3 protein-coding genes are annotated in these 2,447 nt (G+C 59.7%); all 3 read left to right on the top strand.

Features of this window, described 5'->3' with window-relative positions; genetic code table 11:
• Positions 1–1,113, top strand: a 1,113-nt coding sequence (gene eno, locus EN969_RS26580) for a phosphopyruvate hydratase (protein ID WP_127419536.1), incomplete at its 5' end; no start/stop codon positions are given.
• Between the two features lie 276 nt (positions 1,114–1,389).
• The gene (locus EN969_RS26585; RefSeq protein WP_027038975.1) at positions 1,390–1,713 is read left to right on the top strand and encodes a septum formation initiator family protein; all 324 of its coding nucleotides are present in this window, start codon (positions 1,390–1,392) and stop codon (positions 1,711–1,713) included.
• Between the two features lie 194 nt (positions 1,714–1,907).
• Positions 1,908–2,447, top strand: a 540-nt coding sequence (locus EN969_RS26590) for a thiamine pyrophosphate-dependent enzyme (protein WP_245467508.1), incomplete at its 3' end; no start/stop codon positions are given.

Below are 2,447 nucleotides of genomic sequence, written 5' to 3' on the forward strand. Positions count from 1 at the left end.
GGCGCCCGCTATCTCGGCAAAGGCGTGCTCAAAGCCGTCGAGGCGGTGAACGGCGAGCTGTTCGAGGCCATCGGCGGCATGGAAGCCGAAAACCAGATTCATATCGACCAGACCATGATCGAGCTCGACGGCACGCCCAACAAGAGCCGGCTTGGCGCCAACGCCATTCTCGGCGTTTCGCTGGCGGTGGCCAAGGCGGCCGCTGATGCCGCCGGCCTGCCGCTCTACCGTTATGTCGGAGGCACCAAGGCGCATCTCCTGCCGGTACCGATGATGAACATCATCAATGGCGGCGCGCATGCCGACAACCCGATCGATTTCCAGGAATTCATGATCCTGCCGATCGGCGCGCCGACGCTGCGCGAAGGTGTCCGCTGGGGTTCGGAAATCTTCCATACGCTGCGCAAGAAACTGAAGGATGCCGGCCACAACACCAATGTCGGCGACGAGGGCGGCTTTGCCCCGAACCTGAAAAGCGCTCCGGTGGCGCTCGATTTCATCATGGAATCGATCGAGCAGGCCGGCTTCAAGCCGGGCGACGAGATCGCGCTCGGCCTCGATTGCGCCGCGACCGAGTTCTTCAAGGACGGCAACTACGTCTATGAAGGCGAGAAAAAGACGCGCGATCCCAAGGCCCAGGCCAAATACCTGGCCAAGCTTGCCGCCGACTATCCGATCATCTCGATCGAGGACGGTCTTGCCGAGGACGATTGGGAAGGCTGGAAGTACCTGACCGACCTGATCGGCAAGAAGACGCAGCTGGTTGGCGACGATTTGTTCGTCACCAACACGGCGCGGCTGCGCGACGGCATCCGCATGGGGGTTGCCAACTCGATCCTGGTTAAGGTCAACCAGATCGGCTCGCTTACGGAAACGCTCGACGCCGTCGAGACCGCGCACAAGGCCGGCTACACCGCCGTGATGTCGCACCGCTCGGGCGAAACCGAGGATTCGACCATTGCCGATCTCGCCGTCGCCACCAATTGCGGACAGATCAAGACCGGCTCGCTGTCGCGCTCGGACCGCATGGCCAAGTACAATCAGCTGATCCGCATCGAGGAAGAGCTCGGCAAGCAGGCAAGCTACGCCGGCAAGTCGGTGGTCAAGGGCTGATCCGGAAACACCGGCTCATCGATACCGGACAAAAGGGCGGGAGCATTCCCGCCCTTTTTCGTTTCGGCGCCGCCAAACAGGTCACCCGTAACCGTCCGTTAAGCACAATCGGGCGAGAAAGATCGTGAGCCGCCTGAGTTCGCGGGCTAGAGCCGGATGATCTCAGGTCTGTTCGACCTGAAATCTGAATCCGACTCTAAATCAAAGAGATAGAGCATGATGTCGTCCGAAAACCGCTTCACACTTTTCGGCATCATGCTCTAGAGGAATCGGGCGATGTGGACGCGTCAGCACAAGCAGAGAAACACCGGCCGGCTGATCATTCCCTCGCTTTGCGTGGCGTTCCTGGCCTATTTCGGCTTTCATGCCTATCACGGCGAATTCGGTATCTACTCGAAATATCAGCTGGAAGCCCAGACGGTTGCGCTGCAAGGCCAGCTCGATGCGATCAAGGCGCGCCGCATGGAGCTCGAGCGCCGCGTTCGGCTGATGCATGAAGGCACGCTCGAGAAGGACATGCTCGATGAGCAGGCGCGCAAGGCGCTCAATCTGTCCCAAGCTGACGAAATCACCATTATGTTGCCGACCTCGGCGAAATAACTGATTTCAAGTTAATCACCAATATTTTCAATGATTTTAATCGCTTAGGCGCATGCCAGCTATGCAAATTCGGCATGGCGCAACGCTTTGACGCGTGTTAGCCTCCCTAAAATCGGTGGGGAGGAGCTGATCTCCCCAGAGCAGATTTCATCCTGCTCTAATGTCCACGAAGAGACGCCAACAGGGAGTGATGCATGGCCACCGCCGCCAGAAAAGCGCCTGCCAAATCCAAATCCGACGGCAAATCGGGGCTTTCGACCCCCAAACCTGTCGAATTCACCAAGGACGAAGAGCTTGCCGCTTACCGGCACATGCTGCTCATCCGTCGTTTCGAGGAAAAGGCCGGCCAGCTCTACGGCATGGGTTTCATCGGCGGCTTCTGCCACCTCTATATCGGCCAGGAAGCGGTCGTCACCGGCATGAAGATGGCGCTGATCGACGGCGATCAGATGATCACCGCCTATCGCGACCACGGCCACATGCTGGCGATGGAGCTGTCGCCGCGCGGCGTCATGGCCGAGCTGACCGGGCGTCGCGGCGGCCTGTCACGGGGCAAGGGTGGCTCCATGCACATGTTCTCCAAGGAAAAGCACTTTTATGGCGGCCACGGCATCGTCGGCGCGCAGGTGTCGCTCGGCACGGGCTTGGCCTTCGCCAACCGCTACCGCGACAACAACAATGTCTCGCTGACCTATTTCGGCGACGGTGCGGCCAACCAGGGCCAGGTCTATGAA

The sequence above is a fragment of the Mesorhizobium sp. M7A.F.Ca.CA.003.01.2.1 genome, assembly GCF_003998945.1.
Lineage (GTDB): Bacteria > Pseudomonadota > Alphaproteobacteria > Rhizobiales > Rhizobiaceae > Mesorhizobium > Mesorhizobium ciceri.